Source organism: Kitasatospora sp. NPDC097691 (assembly GCF_040302665.1).
GTDB lineage: Bacteria > Actinomycetota > Actinomycetes > Streptomycetales > Streptomycetaceae > Kitasatospora.
In genome coordinates, this window is the sequence record NZ_JBEORY010000026.1 from 69,696 (window position 1) to 86,774 (window position 17,079).

Sequence of the window (17,079 nt, forward strand, 5' to 3'; positions counted from 1 at the left end):
CGGGGAGCGGTGTGCTCCCCGCCGCGCGGCGGATCCGGTTGCTCAGTCCTCCGATCCGGCGGCGACCGTCTCGTAGGCGTATCCGTCCCGGCGAAGTGCCTGCACGAGGGCTTCGACTTCGACGGCGGTTCCGAGGGGTTCCCCCGCCTTCGCCGCCTTCAGCGTGCCGATCGCCTCGGCCGGGCTGTAGTCGAGGATCTCCCGCAGGTGGCGGGCCGCCGCTACGGTCCCGTCCCGGCCTTCCACGAGCCGGGGCCGGAATCCTCCGAACTTCGCCAGCAGTCCTTGCCTGACGTCCTCCGGCCCGGGCCCGTCGCCGTAGTCGCAACTGACCAGACCGCAGTTCTCGCACTGCCATTCGTCGAACCAGCCGAACTCCTCGGCCGCGATCTGCTGGCCGCGCGAGCCCCTCACGTCATGACCGCAATTGCTGCAGGTCAGCTGGTAGTCGAGTGCGCGGTAGATCACTTCCTCTTCCCGCTCCCGTTCCATCCACGCATGTTCGTGTACCTCTGGACAATCTCATAGAACTTGTCCGTCCGGGCGAGGTGGGCGGCGTTCCGAGCCTCCGACATGCGTCTCGGGAGCTCGCCCACCGAGTTCGTCACGCTCCCACGCCGCCACTGCAGCCTCGGCTACAGCCGTGGGCAGTCGCATCATGACCCGACCGACCTGGGCGTCGACTGTGCTCCCCGATCGCTGACAGCACCTTCGCGTCTTCCCGATACCGGACGTATTGCTCATGATCCACCACGAGGCGAGGCTACTCAGGGCCACCGCATCTGTCTCCGCCGTCTACCCGGCGAACCTATGCGGTCACAGCTCTAGCCACGCGTGCGCTCCGCCATGTCGTCCCAGAATCGGTGCAGTTCCAGGACGGGCATGCCGACCCAGGACGGTGTCTTCCTCCGGAAGACTCGAGGCAGCCGCCGGCGCACGCGTCCGGGCAGCAGGGCCTGCTGCTGGCGGCAGAACGGCTCGCCGATCTCGGCCCGCAGCTGCGTACCCTGCGGCGGGTAGGGGCAGAACTGGAACTTGCAGGTGGGCAGGCAGGTCGTGCCAGGGGCCGGCGGGTCCGAGGTGCCGGCGGTCAGCTCGGGATGCAGTGGAGCGCGGTCCCTGGTCACACAGGGCGGCAGGGTCATGCCCGGCTGGTGGGACCTCTTCAGCCGGTCCTCCACCTCGTCCGGGAACCCGTCCCGCTCGATCAGGTTGAGCATCACCAGGACGTCGGCGATGAGCCGCTGGGTGCGCCCGTCGAGGTTCGTCCACCCGACCGAGGGCGGGATCCAGAGATTGTGCTTGCGGTAGTGCTGCGAACCGTTGCTCCGGGAACCGATGTTGTCGACCACGCCCTTCTCGTCGATCCACACGAAGCGGTCCGGCTCCCGGGTCTGCAGGGCGAGGGCCACCAGGTCGCCGGCCTCGGCGACGAACGGGTGCAGCCGCGGCGGGGGTGCCCCGCCGCTTTCCCCGTCCCAGGCGGAGCCGGCCATCGACAGCCAGCGTCCCACGGTCTGCACCGCGGTCATGCCGCTCCCGCTTTCGGGCCGCTCCGCTGCGCCGTTGCCGTCCTTACCGCCGTTGCGGCCGTTACCGCCGTTGCTGCCGTTGCGGCCGTTGCTGCCGTTGCTGCCGTTGCTGCTCTTGCCGCCGTCCGAATGTGCTGCCGCCGCGCCGCCGTCGGGCTCGGACCGGGCGATGCTGTCCGGAAGTTCCCACAGGCACAGCGCCTGCAGCAGGCAGATCTGGGAGTACCAGCACCGGGCCTGCTGGAGCACGGTCTCCGCCTGCCGGATCAGGTCGTCGCGCCCGCCGGGGTAGGTGTCGGGATGACGTTTCCGGCGGTTGGCCGCGTACTTGAAGCCCTGGGCGAGCGCGTTCTCCAGGGAGAGCGGGAGGAGGTCCGAGCGTTCCGGGTCCAGGTGGCGCAACCACTTCTCCAGGCGATTCCGAGCCTCGTCCCGGTGACCGTCGCTCACCGATCCGAGCAGCATCGGGATCATCCAGGCGCGCATGACGAACTGACGCCCGAGTTCACGGCGGGCCCGCCGGTAACGGTCGATGATCTCCTGCCGTTTCCGGTTCAGCGGATCGTTCTCGTCAGATGCGGTCCTGGACGGGCCCCGCGAGGCGGCAGCCTTCCGCATCTCGGCCACCCACCCGCCGTACTCCGCCCTCTTCCGGGCTCTCAACTCCTCGGTCCGTGCCTGGTACTCCTCCAGCGGATCCCTGTTGAGGCCGAACTTCTTGCGGATCACCTCGAAGGCCGGATCGCCGCCGCTCCCGACCTCCTGTGCGGCGGCAAGGCGGATGGCGTAGGACTGCTCACCGCTGCCCAGCTCGAAGAGCCGCTCGTACAGGCTGGTGGTGTCGATCTTCGGAGCGCCGGTGCGCAGGGCGGCGCCGTACTGCTTGACCAGGCCGAGCTTGGCTTCGTCGAGGGTCCGCCGGTCCCCCTTGATGCCGTCCCAGTGCTGCTGCAGGTCGAGGGTGATCCTGCCGAGGAGCCTCGGGGTGTCCTCCACGCTGTCGATCTCCAGGGCAGCGGCATAGAGGTCGAAGGCTTTCGGATCCATGTGGCGGCTCGCCGCTCTGCAGAGTCGCTCGGCGGGGGTCCGTCCGGTCAGTGGAGCCCTGCGCCACAGGTCCTTGGCCTCGCGCTTCACGATCTCCTGAGCCTCCGCCTTCACCCCGGTTCCGCTGTTGCCGGCCTCGGTCGCGAGCTTGGCCGCCCGTCGGCGTGAGAGCAGGACCAGTGCGATCAGCAGCTCACGGCTGGGCCCGGGCGGGTGCAGGGCCTGCTCGATGAGCCGGCCGGCCTGGCGCTCGCTCAGGTGGTCGAGCAGGCGGAATCCGTAGTACGCCTGGATGATGCTGTGCGGGAACCGGACCTTGGTGTCGAAGCCCTCCACCAGCTTGAGCTCGCTCGCGTGGCCCACGAACCGTGCCAGCTCCGTCTGGCACTGGCCGATGCTCCCCTCGCTGAGGAGCCGGCTCTCCCCGTCGCTGAGCCGGGCGCACAGCTCGTCCCAGACCAGCTCGCGCTGCCACTCCGAGAAGGTGGTGCCGCGCTTGCCGTACTGGTCGAACCCGCGTTGTTCGAGCCAGAGTTGTCGGGTTTTGCTCTCCATCCGCCGGGTCCGTCCGGGGTGGGTGTCCTCGCCCAGCAGGTCGGCGAACGAGACCTCCAGGGTGTCCTGGAGCAGTCCGATGCACGCCAGCGCGGAGACGACCTCCATGGTGTCGCGGCGCTCCTCCAGGCTCACGGTGACATCGTCGTGCAGTCGGCCCTCCACCAGGGCGTGGTACCAGGTCTCCAGCAACCACAGCCGCAGGGTGGACCGGTCCCAGCTGCGGGTGTTCAGGCGCTTGTCGTCGTGCCGGGGCCGGTCGCGTTCCAGGGCGTCGTGGCTGTGCAACTCCCGGGCGATCTGGAGGTAGATCGGCGACTCGGTGACCTCGGCCGTCTCCACGATCCAGTCGAGGCGGCGCTCGTCCGACTCGGGAGAGCGCGCTTCGACGAACCGGAGCGCCGCTTCCTCGCTGAGCGGTTCCAGCTCGATGATCGCGGCGCTGGTGCCCTCCAGGGGAGCGTGCGGCCGGGAGGCGACGACCAGCGGGAGCCGTTCCTGGTACGCCCGGTCGATGGCCCTGCGGATGATGTTGTCGCGATCGTCCCGGAGGCTCTCGTCGAGGATGGCCTCCTCCAGTCCGTCGGCGATGACGACCGGTTTGTCGTCCGCGAGCAGTTGGTGCCAGACCCGGTCGTTCTTGCTGCGGGCGAGGATCCCCTGCGGCGCCTCCTCGGAGAAGCGGCGCTTGGCCATCTGCTCGAAGTTCAGGTCCGAGGCATGGGCCGCGTCCCGCAGCCGGATGGGCACGGGGACCGCGTGCTGCTTGGCCAGGATCTCCGTGAGCTGCACCAGCACGGCCGTCTTCCCGACACCCACCCCGCCGACCAGCAGGTACGGCCTGCGGGTCTCCCGCTCGCGCAGCCGCTGGGCGATCACCTGCGCGAGCTCCTGGCGCCCGACGACCTCCGAGATGTGCGGCCCGGCGGTGAGGACCAGCTCGTTCGGCTTCCTCCGCGCCTTCGCGAGGAAGCGTTTCTTCGTCCAGCGGTACCACCAGAACAGGAAGATCGCGGTGGCGATCCCGGCGGTGAGGACCGGACCGACGAAGCGGATGAGGGCGTCGAACCCCGAATTCCCCCGCCGCCACGTCTCGAACCCGGTGCTGTTCCCCGAGATCACGATGTACAGGCCCTCCGCACACCAGGCGAGGACCAGAAGCGCAGCGATCCCCCAGAAGACCCGCATCACATTGGTGTACGAGCCCAACCTGCGCCACTTCCGCGGGCGCGGCGTGCCCCGGCGGGCCTCCCACCGGATCATCGACTTGTGCCACCGGCAGGCAAAGGCCTCCACGACCCGGGCCCAGGCCCGCCGAATCGGCAGACTCGACATCGGCGCGTTGGGCGGCCGTTCCTTGCCCGGCGGGTGCCGGACGACTCTCGCCATCGTGACCTCCCCCTCCGGAAAGCTCCGCACGGCACCGGGGCAACCGAGAAGGGGGCGCGCTCCACGGACGGTCCATGTCCCGGTTTGCGCGAGGAATCGATGAATACCATCGGACGCCTGACAGCCCGGCTTTCAGGTTGCCAGGTGTAATCGAATCAGCAGAAATTAACTGGTCGTAGCCGGGAGACGCGTTCGTCTTTTCCATATTGTCCCCTCGCCACCCCCCGCCAGACAAGCATGGAATGCTCCGGTGACGAGTGCGGCCGTTCACGCCTCCGACTCCTGGTTTCCGGGCCTCACTGATGGCCGGCTCATCGAGTCCTTCGCCGGTGCCCTGACCCGTGGCCGCTCCGTCGAACAGTTCCTCGGCCCCGCCGGAGATCCCCGTGCTCCAGGGGTCCGCCGGGTCGAGGCTGTAACACCTGATGCGCTCGCCCCTTGCGAGCACCGGACCGGAGCCGCCCGTCACCGCTCGGTCGATCAGGGCGCGGCTCGGGACGAACACCGCGACTTCGTACTCGCCGACCGGCCGTGACCTGCCACAACGGGTTGACGACTGCTTGCGCGCCCAACGGTGACCGGCCGTCAGATTCCCTGTTCGGTCACCTCGCGCACCGCGGCCGGCACGTCCTGCTCCGCGGTGCGGTGGTGGTCTCCACGGCAGTGCTTCCCCTTCGGATGCCGAGACGGCTCGGCGGTGCCGGCGGCCTGCGGGGTCAGCCACTAGCCGGAGGTTGGCGCCGGCCGGGTGGAGCCTGAGATCAGGCTCCGGTGGCCGGACGGAACACCGCGAAGACAGTCCAGCAGGACGTCAGTCAGTGGCTGAGCCACGACCACCAGAACCTGAGTACCAGCATCAATGTCAGTGGCCCGGGTTACGCTCCCCAGACCCTGAGGAAACCCGGAAGACCGCCCCTGGACTTCGCCTACAGGAGGCGGTCCTCCGGCTCGGGCAAGGATCAAACGCCCCCTGGGGAGCTCGCGTGAAACACCCGCCCCTCCCACCGCGGATCATCCGAAGCGCGGACCAACGCGGCCCACCGACTCCCACCTGGTCACAGCGGGCAGCACCAGCGGGCCCACTTCCCGTGCCGTGCGGCCCTGAACGCACCCGGTCCCGGCGGCCTCCTGGCGCAGCTCCGGCACCGAACCCGGCCCCGGTGGCCACCGGGGCGGCGGGCGGTGGCCGGCCCCGCGTGGCCGAGCGATGGTCGTCCCACGAGGGCCGGCCCGGACGGCCGAAACGGCCGGGTCATGGGTCATGGGTCATGGGCGACCGAGCCGACCCGCGGTTGTTCTCACGGGGTCCTGGGGTCCAGGTGGCGGGCGATCAGTTTGGCGAGTTCGGGGCCGTTTTCGTAGGCGAGGGGTGCCAGGTCGGGTGGGAGGACGAAGCCTTCGGGCAGCTGGGCGTAGGCGTCGGCCATCTGCCGGCGGTAGGCGTCGGCCAGGAGGCGGGGCCAGTCGCCGGTCAGGGGCGGGCGCATACGGGCTTCGGCTGCCAGCGCCTCGTGCTGGGCGGCCGCTTCCTCGATGGCTTCTTCTCTGGTCCAGTCGCTGATCGGCGCACGGCCTGGGTCCCAGGGGGCCAGCCAGGGGCTGGGCCGGCCGTGGAGGATCGCGGCGGCGAGCTCCTGGGCGATGAGCGGGGAGGCGTGCAGGCCGTCGCGGTGGGTGCCGGTGGCCAGCCACAGGCCCGGGCGGGCGGTCGGGCCGAGAAGCGGGTGGCCGTCGAGGCCCACCGGGCGGTTGCCGTGGTGCAGTGTGCGCACCCGCGCGGTGGTGAGGCGGTGGTGCAGCTGGCCGAGTGCGGCATCGAGGAGGAAGCGCAGTCCTGCGGCGGCGGGTTCGCCGCCGGGGGTCAGGGCGGGGGCGGCGGACGCGCCGACGTACCAGGAGCCGTCCGCCTGGGGGACGGCGTGCAGGCCGCACGCGTACGCGCGGTTGGGGGTGCGCAGCACGGCGGTCAGCGGGGCGGGCGCGGTGAGGGAGAGCGCGGTGCCCTCGGCGGTGACCACGGGCAGGACGGGCAGGTCCGGGTCCAGAGCGGTGAGGAGCGGGGTGGTCCAGGCTCCGGCGGCCAGGACGAGGACGGGTGCGGTGATGGTGGCGGTGGGGGTGTGCAGCGTGTAGTGGTGGCCGTCGGTGTGCAGCCAGCCGGCGGGGGTGCGGGTGGTGTTGGGCAGGGCGGTGAGTGCGGCGTCCAGAGTGGCGAGCCAGCGGCGGGCGTCGAGGTAGGCCTCGGCGGGCAGGTGGAGGGCGCGTAGCGGGCGGTCGTTGTCGAGCGGGTGCAGGCCGGGGACGTCGGCGGGGTCCGTCTCTTCGACCGGCAGGGCGTGTTCGCGGCCGGCCGCTTTGATGGCGGCGAGGGAGCGCTCGTCGATCCGGCTGGAGACGGTGTTGAGGAGGACGAACGTGCCGGTGCCGTAGCCGTCGCGGGCGGGTGCCCGGCCGGCGGCGGCTTCCCGCACGTGCCGGCGCCAGGTGGGCCAGCGTGCTGCGGCCTCGACGGCCAGTGCCAGTCGCAGCCGTCCGTGCGGGGTGCGGGTGGTGGTGGCGGTGACCTCGCCGAGGACGCCGAGCATCGCGCCGGCGGCCCGCGACGCCCCGGCCCGGCGTCGGCCGGAGAGTGCCACCGTGATGCCCGGATCAGCGGTGGCCAGGGCGACGGCGATGGAGCGGCCCAACACGCCGTCACCGATCACCAGCACATCCGCAACAGCTCGCCTCACGCCACCACTCCTGTCACCGGCCGGGATCGTCGGCGCTATCCCTGTCCCCGCCCGGCGCTTGTCATGCGGCATGATCCGGCCACCTTCGCGCGGTATGCCTGATGGAGTGGGGCAGCCTGGCTGGTAGCGTCCGCGGTTCAGGGACCGCCCCGCGGACGGTGCCGGTCCCCTCTCCCCCCTTTGTGGACAGTGAGGTTCGGCAGACATGCGCAGGGCGACCCTTTCACGGCCTGGGACGGACCGTTGATCGGCCCGGGGCAACTGCTCGGTGCCGAGCTCGGCGGGCGGGCGGTGGTCATCTGGCCGGGCTCGAACCGGGGACGGGGCTTCTCGGTTTTCGACGCCGAAGACGGTTCCCTGGTACGGGAGTTCGTGCTCGGCGCGGACTTCGTCGTCGGCCCGCTCTGCCGGGTGCACGTCGACGCCGACGGCGAACGCCCGGTGCTGGTGGTCCTGGATCAGTTCCGGGGACTGCGCGGGACGCTCTTCCAGGTCGACCTGGCGACGGGCGAGCGGGTCTGTCCCGACACCTGGGGCAAGCGGCGCAAGCCGTGGGGCCGGACGTGGCCGCGGATGTCGGCGGCCGTTTCCCACCGCGGCCCTGGCGGGCGGCGGACCCTGCTGCTCGGGTGGAGCGACGGCCGGGTGGAGCGGGTCGACGCGGTGACCGGGGAATCGGCGGGGCCGCGGATGCGTGGTACCGGCCGCAGGCAAGTGTGGTCGCTGACCGCGTTCACCACGGCGGACGGCAGGACCCGGCTGGCCGGCGCGGACGCCGACGGGCTGCTGCGGGTCTGGGAGCTGGAGACCGGCCGGCCGGTGAGCGGTCCGGTCAAGGCGCACAACATGCCGATCTCCCACCTCGTCCCGTACCAGGTGGACGGCCGGGCCCTGCTGGCCACCGGCGGCACGGACCACTCGGTGCGGATCTGGGACCCGGAGACCGCAACGCCGCTCGGCACGATGATGGTGCAACCCGAGAACACGCTGGGCCTGTGCGCCTACCAGGCGGACGGCCGGGCCGTGCTGGCGGTGGCCTCGGACCGCCTCTACCGCTACGACGCACTCACCGGGCAGCCCGTCGGCGAGCCGGTCGACGGATGGGCGGACGACGCCTGCACGGGGGTGTGCGCCGTCCGGCTGGGCGATCGGGTCGCCCTGTTCGCCGCGGACGAGGACCGAATGCGGCGCTTCGACGGCGCCACCGGCGAGCACCGGCCCGCCGGGACCGCGTGAGCGGAAACCCGGGCGAGACACCGGGGTCGTCCCCGCGCGGGGGCGCGCGCCGCCCGGCTCGCTGTCGGCGCCGCGACCCCGCGGGGGGCGGCGCCGACGGCGAGGGTCAGTGCAGGTCGTCGGCGGCCAGGTGCGCGGTGAGCGGGGTCACCTTGCCCAGCGGGGCGCACTGCACCTCGGCCGGCAGGGTCGAGGTCGTGCACCATTGCGCGCTCGACAGGTCGGTTCCTTCTGGGACGAACTGCCAGAAGTACTTGTAGTACTGCATGTTGGCCTCCATCTTCCCGAGTGCCTCGGGAGTCCGGCCCATCGTCGTCCCCTCCAGGAGGTCGCTCTCCGGCACGGTGGGCGAGGCGTACTCCATCCACGAGCAGTCGGAGCAGCCGGGGAACTTGATCGCCAGCGACTGGTGGTTCGGGGCGATGCCGGTCCGGTCCACCGGATCGGAGCTGACCTTGACCCGGATCAGCACCGCCGTCTTGCCCGCGGGCACCGGAACGCCCGGCAGCGCCGTACTGGTGTCCGCGCTGATCAGCTGGGCCTGGTAGCGGTAGTCCTCGCCGGCATGGATGATGCCGTGCAGGACCGGGCCGCTCGCGACCGGCAGCGGCGGCCGGGTCGGGCTCGCCCCGGCGGGCGCAGCGGATCCGGCGGCAGGCCCGGCGGCTCCGGCGCCCGCCGGGGCATTGCTCTTGGCTGCCCCCGAGCTGCCGCACCCGGCGACGAGCAGCGCCGCCGCTGCGACTCCCCCGACAGTTGTCATGAACAGCTTTCTGGTGCGCATGCATCCCCCTCGGTTCCGGTGATCATCAGTCACTGGCCGGCTCAGTCTGCCGCAAAGTTCGATTCCGGGTGGAGCAACTCGGCATCCGCTGTACGGCCTTGGTGACCACGCCACCTACCGGCCCCCGGCCGCAGGGGCTGCCTGTCGCCGCGTGGTGCCTGAGCCGTCCAGCGCTGGAGATCATCTTCATGGGGCTCGCCCTGTCCGCCTCCCGGCGGGCGAACGGCGTTCGCGTTCGCCTGTGGCCGTGTGGCCGCGCGAGGCACCTGTGGCAGTGCTGAGCCGGACGCAGGGGAGGCAGGTCGAGCGCGCAGCGCCCCGACACCGACGTCTGGTGCGGGGCTTGCGCAAGGCACGGGACGTCAACGTGCGGACCTGGGTGAGGCCGCCCTGGGCACGTGGCAGTGCCACGGCGATCAGGTTCCTCGTACCCCGAGCGGGGCGACGAGGTCCGGGACGGGGGCCGGCGGGCGGCCCTGGCGGACAGGTCGGGCCCAGCCGCCCGACGGACTCCGGAGAGCGGAGGCTGTGTACGGGCCGGTGCGGGCCTGCGGGCCTGCGGGCCGAATGTGAGTACGCGTACTCATGTGGCGCCCGCGCGGACCGATGGAGGATCGCCGAGGGCCGTACTACGCGGCCGACGCCAGGCTCGCCCGTAGCGACGAGGGACATCCACCTCGGCCGGGGCGACCGTGATCCTCCCGGGGAACTCCCTTGCGCTCCGCATCCGTACTCCGTACCGCCGCCGTCCCGGCCGCCGCCGCACTGGCCCTCCTTCTGACGGCCTGTGGCCCGGACAACAGCGACAACCCCGCCGGCGCGGCACCCACCACCACCCTGAGCCCGGGCACCGCCTCACCGTCGACGGCAACCACCGCACTGCCCACCATCACCGCCGCAGCACCCACCGCCACCCCCACGGCCCCGAGCCGCTTCGCCGACGCCCTCCCGCCGGCCGGGACCGCGAACGGCACCTTCACCGACAGCGCGAAGGGCGACATCTCCCTCGCCATCGGCCCCACCAGCGTCGTCAAGGGCGACATCGCCGACCTCGCCAACTTCCTCAAGCCGGAGGACATGGCCGGCAAGACGCCGTACTACGTGCGCGTCACCTACACCCACACCGGCGGCAACGGGATCTACGAGCCCTACTTCAACCTGCGGCTGCGCGCCATGGTCAGCGACACCGCCCAAGCCCGCAAGGTCGACCTGCTCAGCGCCTTCCCGAAGTGCGAGAGCGACGTCCCCCAAGGCGGCAAGGACTTCGTCAAGGGCCAGATCCACCACGAGTGCGCCATCTACCTCGCCCCGGCCGACAAGCCCCTCCAGTACCTGGTGTGGCTCGACAAGGACAACAAGCCCCTCGCCTGGAAGGCCGGCTGAAGCAGACCCGTCCGGGCAGGGACGCCGCCGGAGGCACCGGCAACGGTGCGGGCGGGTCGGGACGGGACGGGACGGGTCGGAGTGATCGTGGTGGGAGTGCAGCAGGCGGCGCGGCTGGAGGGCCTGATGCGTCGTGTGCGCGTGAGGGTGTGAGCGGTTCGCCTGGTGTGGCGAAGTACCGCTGCTGCAACGAGGGTTGACGTGCGGCTGGGATGCGGACTGCTGCAGGTGTGGCCGAGCGCCGGCCCACGGAGCCGGAGGCGGGCACGGAAGCGGTCCGCCGGTCGGCGGTAACGGCCGGCTGTAACGGCCGGCGGGCCGCCGACGGCCGGGGGGCCGGCCGCCGAATCCGACCGGGGGTTATCCCTGGGGGAAGACGGCGGTCCTCCTCAGCGCGCCGTGCCCCTGCCCCGCGCGAAGATCGACTCACCGAACGCCGAAGTCATCGGCGTTTCCGTCGAGTCGAGGAGTGATCGCAACGATGGCAGCGAACAAGCGGATCGGGCGGCGCGGTCTGCTGACGGCGGCGGTGGCCGCCGCGGCCGTGCTGGTCCCGTCGGCGGCGGTCGCCGCGCCGGTGGCGCCCGGGGCCACCGGCGCGGCCGCGGAAGCGGCGACGGCGCAGCGCTCCGCCGTGGTGCGCGCGCTGGAGAGCGTCGCGCAGCCGTTGCGGACGACGGAACCCGGCGGCCGTACCGCCGACCTGCACGCCCTGGGCTCGATGATCGGCGACGCCACGGTGGTCGGTCTCGGCGAGGCCACCCACGGCTCGCACGAGTTCTTCGCGATGAAGCAGCGGGTGTTCCGCTACCTCGTCGAGGAGAAGGGCTTCACCACCTTCGCCCTGGAGACGAGCTGGAGCAGCGGCCTGCAGATCGACGAGTACGTCCAGGGCGGTCCGGGAGACGCGCGGCAGCTCGTCAAGGACGCCCTGGGCGGAAGTCCGTGGGAGCGCGAGGAGTTCGCCGACCTGATCGCCTGGATGCGGGCCCACAACCGGAGCCACCCGCAGAACCCGGTCCACTTCGTGGGCGACGACCTCGGCCTCCCGAGGCTCGGCGACCGGATCTTCGAACGGGTCACCTCCTACGTGCGCGGGGCCCGCCCCGACGTCCTCCCGCAGCTCGACGGCCTGTACGCGGGCCTGCGGCCGTTCGACGACGCCGCCGCCTACCTGCAGAAGCCGCCCGCCGAGCGCCGGGACAACGCCGCCAAGGCGCAGCAGGCGCTCGACCTGGTCACCGCGAGCGGTGCCGGTGCCTCCGGCGACGACGCCCACGCGTGGGCCGTGCAGCACGCCCGGAACATCGCCGAGACCTTCGCCTTCGCCACCCTGGACATCACCGACCCGGCCACCGTGTCCGCCGCGGAGCAACTGCGCGACCGGGCGATGGCGGACAACACCGCGTGGTGGCAGCACCGCACCGGCGGCAAGGTGCTGCTGTCGGCGCACAACGGGCACACCGGCTACCTGGCCACCGACACCTTCCTGTACCCCAAGCCGCAGGGCTCCTGGCTGCGCGATGCCTACGGTCGCGACTACGTGGCCGTCGGTTTCACCTTCGACAGCGGCTCCTTCCTCACCAACGGCGCCGTCCTGACCAGCGACTGGAAGACCGTCACCGTCCCGCCGGCGACGCCGGACATGAACGAGTACACCCTCGACCAGGTCCGCTACCGGGACTACTACGTCGACCTGCGCACCGCTCCGCGGGCGGCCCGCGACTGGCTGGACGTCGCCCGCCCCACCTACGACGCGGGCTCGGTCTACGTCGACGACCCGATGCCGCGGCTCGCGATCGGCCAGGCCTACGACGTCCTCATCCATCTGAACCAGGTCACCCAGGCGCGCAAGTTCTGATCGCGCGTCCGACCTGCCGCGCCCCGGCCGCACCGCGGGACTCCCCGCATCCGCACTCGGGACGGCACAGGGAATGGGCGTGAGGATGACCGGATGCTTCGGTTGGGAACCGCCGTAGCCCGTCCGCCTGGCGCGCCTTGTCGCCGGGCGCACCTTGTCGCCGGGCGCTCCTTGCCGCCGGGCGCGTCCGCGCCGCCGGCGTCCGCGCCGCCGGGCGCTGTGTCCGGGCCCGCGAGCTGCCGCCGATCAGGTTCTGCGCGAGATGACCATGATGTATTCGCAGGGAGCGTTCGTCGGGTTGGCGAAGCCGTGGTCCGCGTCGGCCTGGAAGTACAGGGAGTCGCCGGTGTTCAGGGTCTCGCTGATTCCGCCGATGGCGACGGTGAGGGTGCCGTCGAGCACCACGAGTTGTTTCTCCGTACCCGGCGGGTACGCGGGCAACAGCCCGGTGGAGACCTGCGGGGGGAGGTGGTGGACGACCATCTCGGCTCGTCCCGCACCTGGGGCCGCTGACACCATGTGCCGCTCGAAGCCGGTTTCCGGGTCACGGAAGACGGGGCGATCGTTCTTGCGCATGACGAGGGCCGCACCGGACGCGGCGGCACCGGGCGCGCCGATCAGGTCCGAGAGCGACGCGTCGAGCGCGTGGGCGATCCTGGACGCGACGCCGATCGTCGGGCTCTTCTCACCGCGTTCGACCTTGGACAGCATCGCCCGGCTGACCGACGACCGTGCGGACAGCTGTTCCAGTGTCAGGCCCGCCTCCTCGCGGCGTCGCCGCACGTTGCCGCCGAACGCACCGGCCAGGTCGTCACCGTGCTGCGGTCCGGCCGCGTTTCCGTCTTGCTCGACCACCGTGCTCCTCGATCGATGGGTACCGCGCTGCCCACAGTGTAGTGTTCTCCTAAAGAAGATCTGATCTTCTATCAGAGACACGCGATGCACGCCCGACACGACGGAGGGGTTCCATGCGTTTGATCTCGAGTGGCCGGCACCATGCCACGTTCGAATTCGGCGACCTGCAGGTGATCTCGTTACGAGACGGGTACATCGACATGCCGCCGACCCGGCTCCGCGACGAGGACGGGCGCCCGCTCGATGTGCTGCCGGCCGCCGTCCCCCTGGCCGGCGACAACTTGAGGCTGTCGGTCAACGCCTTCTTCGTCACCGACGGCACGCGGTCGGTACTGATCGACACCGGCGCGTCCGACGCCTGGCACGACCCCACCATGGGTTTGATCTACGACGCGCTCGACGAAGCGGGAATCGACCGCGCCCGTATCACCGATGTGGCCATCACCCACAAGCACGCGGACCACGTGAGCGGCCTGATCGCGCCGGACGGTTCGGAGGCGTTCGCCGGACTTGAGCGCGTGTGGATCGGCGCGGGCGACACCTCGGTGTTCACAGGACGGCTCGAACCGATCCGCGACCGGGTCGTACCCGTGTCGGAGAAGGTCGCGATCAACGACTGGGCCACCGCGATCCCGACACCGGGCCACACCCCCGGTCACACCGTCTACGACGTCAGGAGCGGCGCCGGCCGTCTTCTCGTCTGGGGCGACACCGTCCACGTTCCCACGCTCCAGTTCGGCCAGCCGAACGTGTCCTGGGAGCTCGACGGCAACCAGTCCCAGGCCCGCGACGCGCGGGCGGCCCTCCTCGAACGACTGGCCCAGCCACACCACTTCGTAGCCGGCGCCCACCTCGACTCACCCGGCATCGCCCGTGTGACCCCCTCCGGCAACGGCTACGCGCTGGAGTACCTCGCACCACCGATCGGCTGATCGCCCGCCGACTCGACCACCTGGACGCCCGCCGGCACCAGCCGCATTCCCTCGATCACCGGTTCGGGGAACACCTCCTCCACCTCCACGGGGCGTGGCGGGGTCGTGCGGGTCATCGTCGCCTCCGGGCGTCGGAGGTCATCGGGCGGAAGGGCGGCTGGTGGCGGTGATGCCGGCGATGATGAGGTCGATACCCGTGAGGAACTGCTCCCGGTCGTCGTGGCGGCGCATCTGGTCGGCGATGTCATGGAGGAACGGGTAGTCGCCGGCGTCGAGGCTCTTCCACGCCGCGGACACGGAGTCGAGGAACTCGGCGCGCTGCGCACCGGTCCGCGGGGCGGCGGCGTCGTCCGCGACGTCGAAGGGCTGGGAGTTCTGGCTGGTGGCGCCGAGGATGTAGTGCACCAGTGTCGAGGTCGTTTCGAACCACTCGCTGCGTGGGATGCCCAGGGTTCGCACGCGCCCGCCGATGCTCTCGAAGACCCGTGCTGTCACCGCTCCCCAGGGGCTGCGGGTGACCTGCACGGCGAGCTGGGTGGCGAGCCAGGGATGTTCCACGACCGCGTCGTACAGGCCGAGGGCGGCGGCGCGGATCCGGTCGCGGCCGGTGTCCTCGGCCCCGGGGGCCGGTGCGGGCTCCTGCGGGGCGGGGAAGGCGGACAGGGCTGTGGCGACGACGCTCTCGGTGGCGGCCTGCAGCAGCTCGCCCATGTTTCCGACGTGGTGGTAGATGGCCCCGGACCCGGTGGACAGGCGGTCCGACAGCGCACGGACCGTCAGGGCTTGCGTCCCCGCCGTGTCCAGCAGCCCGACAGCCGCCTCGATGATGCGCTCGCGCGAGAGCACCTGCCGGCGCCTTCGTGACTGGGGTGTCGGTGTGGTCATGCCCTCATCCTGCCAGGCTTGGTGCACTGCTCCACCATGGAGTACGGTTCCAAAATTGGAGCAACGCTCCATAGGTGTGGCTTCGGGCTTCACCGAGCACGGTCCCGACCCGACGGACCCCGGCCGGCCCGGGGACCCGCGACTGGAGGAGAACCGACATGCACGACGTGGTGATCGTGGGAGCCGGGCCGGTGGGCCTGTTCCTCGCCGGCGAACTCGCCCTGGCCGACTGCTCGGTCCTGGTGCTGGAGAAGGACCCGCAGGCGGCCTCGCCGTACCGGGCGCTCCCGCTGGGCATGCGGGGCCTGAACGCCGGGTCCGTCGAGGCCTTCTACCGCCGCGGGATGCTCACCGCCCTCCTGGACGCCTCACGCGCCGACGCGCAGCAGGTCGGCGCGCACCCCGACGCGCACGAGGCGCCCGCCCCGCGCGACGTGAGCCACTTCGCGGGCCTGCGCCTGGACGCCGCCCGCATCGACACCGGCGCCCTCCCGCCCCGGCTGCCCGGCCCGGCGATGGAAGGGATCATCACCAGCCTCGAAGCGGTCACCGGCATCCTGGAGGAGCGGGCGGTCGCGCTCGGCGCGCGGATCGTGCGCGACGCCCCGCTCGAAGCCGTCGACCAGGACGGTGACGGCGTCCTGGCCCGGGCCGGCGGACGCGAGTACCGGGCGCGCCTGCTCGTCGGATGCGACGGCGGACGCAGCACGGTGCGCCGCCTGGCGGGCTTCGAATTCGTCGGCACCGAGCCGCTGTTCACCGGCTACGTCGCCCGCGTCGACTTCGAGGACCCGGACAAGCTGCGCCCGGGCTTCAACCCGACGCCGACCGGCATGTACCTGCGCACGCCCTTCGAAGGGCACCTGGGCATGATGGACTTCGACGGCGGCGCCTTCGACCGCTCCCGGCCGCTGACCCGCGACCACCTCCAGACGGTCCTGCGCCGCATCTCCGGCACCGACGTGACGATCAACCGGGTCCACCTCGCCTCCAGCTTCACCGACCGCGCCATGCAGACCGGCACCTACCGCAACGGCCGCGTCCTGCTCGCCGGCGACGCCGCCCACATCCACTCCCCGCTCGGCGGCCAAGGGCTCAACCTCGGCATCGGTGACGCCATGAACCTCGGCTGGAAGCTCGCCGCCACCCTCCACGGCACCGCCCCCGCGAACCTGCTCGACACCTACACCGCCGAACGCCACCCCGTCGGCGCCGCCGTCCTCGACTGGTCGCGCGCCCAGGTCGCCACGATGAACCCCGGCCTGAACACCCCGGCCCTGCGCCGGCTCGTCCACGACCTGCTGCGCACCGTCGACGGCACCACCCACGTCTTCCGCGCCACCTCCGGGCTCGCCCACCGCTACGACCTGGGCGACGACCACCCGACCGTCGGCTTCACCGCCCCGGACTTCCGCTTCGGCGACGGCACCCGCCTCGGAGACCTGCTGTGCGAAGGACGGGGCGTCGCCCTCGACCTCACCGCCGCACGGAGCCTGCGGGAGACCGCGGCCCACTGGAAGGACCGCATCCGCTACGCCCCCGGCCCGGTCGCCGACGACCTCGGACTCGCCGCCCTGCTGATCCGGCCCGACGGCGTCGTGGCCTGGGCCGAGGGCCCCGACCCCGACCCCGAGGCGTTCCGGCGCGCCGCCACCCGCTGGTTCGGCGCCCCCACCGCTTTGTGAGACGGCACCCGGTGCGGCCGCGAGCACGGTAGGGCGATCGAGGGGAAGGCACAGACCAGGTTCCGCGGCAGGGCCATACCCGAACGCGGCTGCCTCGCCGAGCCGAACCGCAAGCTGCCGGGTGCGGCCGGTGGACCGGCCGGTGGCGCGTGAGCGGGCCGTCCCGGCGGGGGTGCCGGCGCCCCTCGGGGGCCGGCACCCGT

The 17,079-nt window shown here is 71.7% G+C and carries 12 protein-coding genes; 5 read left to right on the plus strand and 7 right to left on the minus strand.

Annotation, left to right across the window (positions count from 1 at the left end):
* Positions 1-42: 42 nt before the first annotated feature.
* From ABTY56_RS20045 to ABTY56_RS20055, 3 genes are all read right to left on the minus strand, one after another.
* On the minus strand, positions 43-492 hold the full coding sequence (locus ABTY56_RS20045; protein WP_350630266.1) for a hypothetical protein: 450 nt from the start codon (positions 490-492) through the stop codon (positions 43-45).
* A gap of 332 nt (positions 493-824) precedes the next feature.
* Positions 825-4,523, minus strand: a complete 3,699-nt coding sequence (locus ABTY56_RS20050) for an NACHT domain-containing protein (protein ID WP_350630267.1) — start codon at positions 4,521-4,523, stop codon at positions 825-827.
* Between the two features lie 1,298 nt (positions 4,524-5,821).
* On the minus strand, positions 5,822-7,255 hold the full coding sequence (locus ABTY56_RS20055) for an NAD(P)/FAD-dependent oxidoreductase (protein WP_350630268.1): 1,434 nt from the start codon (positions 7,253-7,255) through the stop codon (positions 5,822-5,824).
* Positions 7,256-7,498: 243 nt separating this feature from the next.
* On the opposite strand from ABTY56_RS20055, the gene ABTY56_RS20060 reads away from it, so the two are divergent.
* Complete coding sequence (locus tag ABTY56_RS20060) at positions 7,499-8,491, plus strand: WD40 repeat domain-containing protein (RefSeq protein ID WP_350630269.1); 993 nt, start codon at positions 7,499-7,501, stop codon at positions 8,489-8,491.
* Between the two features lie 106 nt (positions 8,492-8,597).
* Here the strand turns inward: ABTY56_RS20060 and ABTY56_RS20065 are convergent, their stop codons facing one another.
* Complete coding sequence (locus tag ABTY56_RS20065) at positions 8,598-9,275, minus strand: hypothetical protein (protein WP_350630270.1); 678 nt, start codon at positions 9,273-9,275, stop codon at positions 8,598-8,600.
* A 714-nt stretch (positions 9,276-9,989) separates the two neighbouring features.
* Here ABTY56_RS20065 and ABTY56_RS20070 point away from each other — a divergent pair.
* Entirely contained in the window at positions 9,990-10,658 is a 669-nt protein-coding gene (locus ABTY56_RS20070; RefSeq protein ID WP_350630271.1) for a hypothetical protein, read from the plus strand.
* Positions 10,659-11,139: 481 nt separating this feature from the next.
* Entirely contained in the window at positions 11,140-12,519 is a 1,380-nt protein-coding gene (locus tag ABTY56_RS20075; protein WP_350630272.1) for an erythromycin esterase family protein, read from the plus strand.
* A gap of 246 nt (positions 12,520-12,765) precedes the next feature.
* Here the strand turns inward: ABTY56_RS20075 and ABTY56_RS20080 are convergent, their stop codons facing one another.
* Entirely contained in the window at positions 12,766-13,473 is a 708-nt protein-coding gene (locus ABTY56_RS20080; RefSeq protein WP_350630273.1) for a helix-turn-helix domain-containing protein, read from the minus strand.
* 14 nt (positions 13,474-13,487) lie between these two features.
* On the opposite strand from ABTY56_RS20080, the gene ABTY56_RS20085 reads away from it, so the two are divergent.
* Complete coding sequence (locus ABTY56_RS20085) at positions 13,488-14,306, plus strand: MBL fold metallo-hydrolase (RefSeq protein ID WP_350630274.1); 819 nt, start codon at positions 13,488-13,490, stop codon at positions 14,304-14,306.
* Here the strand turns inward: ABTY56_RS20085 and ABTY56_RS20090 are convergent.
* Complete coding sequence (locus tag ABTY56_RS20090) at positions 14,270-14,422, minus strand: hypothetical protein (protein ID WP_350630275.1); 153 nt, start codon at positions 14,420-14,422, stop codon at positions 14,270-14,272. The genes ABTY56_RS20085 and ABTY56_RS20090 overlap by 37 nt on opposite strands.
* 22 nt (positions 14,423-14,444) lie before the next feature.
* Positions 14,445-15,191 (minus strand): TetR/AcrR family transcriptional regulator, encoded by a 747-nt coding sequence (locus ABTY56_RS20095; protein WP_350630276.1) that lies wholly within the window; start codon positions 15,189-15,191, stop codon positions 14,445-14,447.
* Positions 15,192-15,349: 158 nt separating this feature from the next.
* Between ABTY56_RS20095 and ABTY56_RS20100 the strand changes: the two genes are divergently transcribed.
* Positions 15,350-16,876, plus strand: a complete 1,527-nt coding sequence (locus ABTY56_RS20100; protein WP_350630277.1) for an FAD-dependent oxidoreductase — start codon at positions 15,350-15,352, stop codon at positions 16,874-16,876.
* Positions 16,877-17,079: the final 203 nt, after the last annotated feature.

What these genes read in the sequence shown, in the direction of transcription:
- ABTY56_RS20075 (WP_350630272.1), top strand. Translation starts at nt 11,140, where the DNA reads ATGGCAGCGAACAAGCGGATCGGGCGGCGCGGTCTGCTGACGGCGGCG.
- ABTY56_RS20065 (WP_350630270.1), bottom strand. Translation starts at nt 9,275, where the DNA reads ATGCGCACCAGAAAGCTGTTCATGACAACTGTCGGGGGAGTCGCAGCG.
- ABTY56_RS20050 (WP_350630267.1), bottom strand. Translation starts at nt 4,523, where the DNA reads ATGGCGAGAGTCGTCCGGCACCCGCCGGGCAAGGAACGGCCGCCCAAC.
- ABTY56_RS20100 (WP_350630277.1), top strand. Translation starts at nt 15,350, where the DNA reads ATGCACGACGTGGTGATCGTGGGAGCCGGGCCGGTGGGCCTGTTCCTC.
- ABTY56_RS20095 (WP_350630276.1), bottom strand. Translation starts at nt 15,191, where the DNA reads ATGACCACACCGACACCCCAGTCACGAAGGCGCCGGCAGGTGCTCTCG.
- ABTY56_RS20085 (WP_350630274.1), top strand. Translation starts at nt 13,488, where the DNA reads ATGCGTTTGATCTCGAGTGGCCGGCACCATGCCACGTTCGAATTCGGC.
- ABTY56_RS20090 (WP_350630275.1), bottom strand. Translation starts at nt 14,422, where the DNA reads ATGACCCGCACGACCCCGCCACGCCCCGTGGAGGTGGAGGAGGTGTTC.
- ABTY56_RS20045 (WP_350630266.1), bottom strand. Translation starts at nt 492, where the DNA reads ATGGAACGGGAGCGGGAAGAGGAAGTGATCTACCGCGCACTCGACTAC.